Origin of the sequence: Neoroseomonas rubea, assembly GCF_016106015.1 — a bacterium.
Classification (GTDB): Bacteria; Pseudomonadota; Alphaproteobacteria; order Acetobacterales; family Acetobacteraceae; genus Neoroseomonas; species Neoroseomonas rubea.
Window position 1 is genome coordinate 1 of the sequence record NZ_JACADQ010000391.1, and the last position, 3733, is coordinate 3733.

Below are 3733 nucleotides of genomic sequence, written 5' to 3' on the forward strand. Positions count from 1 at the left end.
CGCCCCGCGCGCGCCCACCGCGCTGACCGGCTTCATCCGCGCCATGGATGGCGGGCGGCCCTGGCGGGCGGTGCCGCTGCTGGCCGCGGCCGCCGGCGCGGCGGGGCCGATCGAGCAGGAGCTGTTCGACGACATCCTGGCACGCATCGAGGACGGGCTGCGCGCCGCGCTGCCGGTGGATGGCGTCTTCCTCTCGCTCCATGGGGCGGCGACGGCGACGGTCGATGTCGATCCCGACGGGCTGCTGCTGGCCCGCGTGCGCGCCATCGTCGGGCCCGAGGTGCCGGTCATCGCGACGCTCGACCTGCACGCCAACGTTTCCCGCGCCATGGTGGACCAGGCCGACATGCTGATCGGCTTCCGCACCAACCCGCATGTCGACATGGCCGAGCGCGGCGCCGAGGCCGCGGCCGCGATGCGCGCCATGCTGGGCGGGATGCGCCCGCGGGCGGGCTTCGTGAAACTGCCGATGATCCCGCCCGCCACCAGCCAGAACACCGACGATGGCCCCTATGCCGACGCGATCGCCTATGGCCAGCGCTGTCTCGACCATGAGGTGATGAACGTCTCGGTGATCTCCGGCTTCTCGCTCGGCGATACGCCGAAGAACGGGCTTTCGGTCATCGTCACGGCGCGCACCGATGCCGCGCGCGCGCAGGCGGTGGCCGAGGACGTGGCGCGCTTCGTCTGGTCCTCCCGCGGACGTTGGGTGGCGAGCCTCACCTCATTGCCCGAGGCGGTGCGCCGCGCGCGGGAAGCGACGGAGGAGCCCGGCTCCCGCCCCCTGCTGCTGGCCGATGTCGCCGACAATCCCGGCGGCGGCGGGCGCGGCAACACGGTCTGGATCCTGGAGGCGCTGCACAAGGCCGGCATCGGCGGCGTCGTGCTGGGCATGTTCTACGACCCGGAACTCGCCGCCGAGGCGCATCTGCTCGGCCCCGGCGCGCGCTTCTCGGCGCTGTTCAACCGCGCCGAGACCGACCGGCATTCCCACGCCTTCGCGGCGGAGGCGCAGGTGCTGGCGCTGTCCGACGGGCGCATCACCGGGCGGCGCGGCATCTATGCGGGGCGGGAGGTCGATCTCGGCCCCGCCGCGCTGCTCGGCATCGGGGGCCTGCGCGTCGCCGTCATCTCCAACCGGCGGCAATTGTGCGAGCCGGCGATGCTCGAATGCCTCGGCGTCGACCTCGCCGCGGTGCGCTGCCTGGTGGTGAAGTCCCGCGGCCATTTCCGCGCCGGCTTCGACGAGTGCTTCGCGCCCGACCGCATCCTCGAGGTCGATGTGCCCGGGCTGACCACGGTGGTGCTGAACCGCGTCCCCTGGCGGCAGGTGCCGCGCCCGATCTGGCCGCTCGATCCCGACATGGCCTGGACGCCGGGGCGTTAACCTCACCTGAAGCAGGTGCATGCGAGGCTTCGCATCCGAGAGCGGAGGTCGCGATGCCACGGGAATTCCGCAGCATCCTGTTCAGCACCGAGGAAATCGTCCCGATCCTCATGCAGTTGACCGGCGTGGCCGGAGGCCATGCCGCGGCCGGGGAGGTGGCGCTGCACGAAAGCGCCTCGGGAGACCTGAGCGCGACGCTGGTCGCGCGCCTGCCGGATGGACGGCGCCTGGTCCGCGCCTTCGGGCGGGAGGAGTTGCTCACGGCGCTGCTGACGCTGTGCCGCGCCCTGATGATCCCGCTGCCGCGCAGCGCCGAGAAGACCGTCGAGCGCATGGGCCGCGACATCGCGCTGTCCGTCAGCCTGTCCTCGCAGCACCACTGCATGAGTGTGGAGCGCGCGGCGAGTTTTGTTTGATGTGACCCTCAGACGGCGGAGTCTTTCTTGTGCCCTCAAGCGGCGGGCGGCGGCCATCCGGCCGCCTTGCCTTCGCGCCATGCATTGACGCGCCGGGGGGCGACTGGCGGGTTGGGCGCGGTCGCGCTTTGCGCTCGCGGATCGCGGCGCCGCCGCGATCCGTTTTTCTGTCTCCCCCAAACGGCGGGCGGGCCGCCTGCGCCGCCCTTGCCTTCGCGCTGTGAACGGGCGCGCCTGGCGCGACTGACGGGCTGGGCGCGGTAGCACTTCGCGCTCGCGGATCGCCGCGCCGCGCCGACCCTTCCTCATCCCTCCCTCAGGCGACGGGCTCCTCGCGCCAGCCGCAGGCCGCCAGCGCCGCGCGCATATGCCGCGGCGGCGGCGCCGTGGCCCTCAGCGGCGGGTCGAGCGGCAGCGCGATCGCGCGCGCCAGCAACTGCAACCCCTCCGGCGCCGCCGCGCCGTAGAGCGGATCCCCCAGGATCGAGCAGCCCATCGCCGCGCAATGCACGCGCAGCTGGTGCGTCCGCCCGGTCTCGGGCGAAAGCTCGACCCAGGCCATGCCGGGCGCGCGGCCGAGCACCCGCCAGCGCGTCGCGGCGGCCTGGCCCTCCGGGTGGACCTCCATGCGCCAGCCGCGCGCCGCGCTGCTCACCTTGCGCAGCGGCGCGTCGATCCGTCCCGCCGGTTCCGCCGGCCCGCCGCGCAGGATCGCCCAGTAGGTCTTCTCCGCCCGCCCCGCCGCGAAGATCGCGCCGAGCGCCGCCAGCGCCGGCTTCGTCCGGCCGAGCACCAGGCAGCCCGCCGTATCGGCATCGAGCCGATGCGCCGGCTGCGGCAGGTGGCGCTTGCCCAGGCGCAGCTTCTCGAGCCAGTCCTCGAGCGAGGCGCCGCCGCGCGGGCCGCGATGCACGGCAAGGCCCGCCGGCTTGTCCAGCACCAGCGCATCCTCGCGCAGCAGCAGCACCCGCGCGGCGATCTCCGCCGGCAATGCTTGGCGCGGCGCGGCCGGCCGTGGAACCCTGGGCCGCATCATGCCCGACGCCCCCCTCGTCATCTGCCTCGGCAACGTGGTCATGGACCACACCTTCCGCGTCGAGGACATCCCCCAGCCGCCGGCCAAGATCGCCGCGCGCGGCTACACCATCGGCCCGGGCGGCATGGCGGCCAATGCCGCGATCGCCGTGGTGCGCCTCGGCGGCCGCGCCGCCTTCTGGGGCAGGGTGGGGGAAGACCTGAACGGCGAGCCGCTGGCCGAGGCGCTGGCGGCGGAGCGGGTCGATGTCTCCGGCCTGCGGCACGTCCCCGGCGGGCGGACGCCGGTCGGCGCCGTGCTGGTGGACCCGCGCGGGGAACGGACCATCGTGAGCTTCCGCGGCAGCGGCCTCGGCACCGAGCCCGACTGGCTGCCGCTTGCCCGCATCGCCGAGGCGGGGGCGATCTGCTGCGACCCGCGCTGGCCGGAAGGCGTCGCCGCCGCCGCCGCCGCCGCGCGCGCGGCCGGCGTGCCGGTGGTGCTGGACGGCGAACGCAGCGAGACGCGCATCCTGGTCGACCTGGTGCCGCGCATCGACCACGCGGTCTTCTCGGTGCCGGGCCTCGCCAATTTCGCGCCGGGCCGCGCGCCGGAGGAAGGGCTTCGCCAGGCCTTGGCCTCCGGCCCGGTGCGCGTCGCCGCCGTCACGCAGGGGGAACGCGGCGTGCTGTGGATGGCGGCGGGCGATGCGGCCGCCACGCGCACGCCCGCCTTCCCGGTGGAGGCGACGAACACCACCGGGGCTGGCGACGTGTTCCACGGTGCCTATGCGCTCGCGATCGCGGAAGGGATGCCGGTGGCGCGCGCCATGCGCTTCGCCGCGGCGGCAGGCGCGCTGCGCGCGCGGGATGGCGCGACGCCGGACCGCGCGGCGGTCGAGGCGCTGGCGGCGGG

General features: G+C 74.7%; 4 protein-coding genes. 3 read left to right on the top strand and 1 reads right to left on the bottom strand.

Translation table 11 applies throughout. From position 1 onward, the window contains the following. The coding region (locus HW577_RS22400; RefSeq protein ID WP_198378331.1) for a M81 family metallopeptidase at positions 1–1387 on the top strand (1387 nt) is incomplete at its 5' end. 53 nt (positions 1388–1440) lie between these two features. Beyond that, complete coding sequence (locus HW577_RS22405; protein WP_198378332.1) at positions 1441–1803, top strand: hypothetical protein; 363 nt, start codon at positions 1441–1443, stop codon at positions 1801–1803. A gap of 316 nt (positions 1804–2119) precedes the next feature. Here the strand turns inward: HW577_RS22405 and HW577_RS22410 are convergent, their stop codons facing one another. Next, positions 2120–2839: an RluA family pseudouridine synthase gene (locus HW577_RS22410; RefSeq protein WP_232475159.1), complete on the bottom strand. Its 720-nt coding sequence runs from the start codon at positions 2837–2839 to the stop codon at positions 2120–2122. Here HW577_RS22410 and HW577_RS22415 point away from each other — a divergent pair. Then, on the top strand, positions 2838–3733 hold an 896-nt coding region (locus HW577_RS22415; protein ID WP_198378333.1), incomplete at its 3' end, for a PfkB family carbohydrate kinase. The two genes, HW577_RS22410 and HW577_RS22415, sit on opposite strands and share 2 nt — an antisense overlap.

Coding starts and splice junctions, on each gene's coding strand:
- HW577_RS22405 (WP_198378332.1), top strand. CDS start 1,441: ATGCCACGGGAATTCCGCAGCATCCTGTTCAGCACCGAGGAAATCGTC.
- HW577_RS22410 (WP_232475159.1), bottom strand. CDS start 2,839: ATGATGCGGCCCAGGGTTCCACGGCCGGCCGCGCCGCGCCAAGCATTG.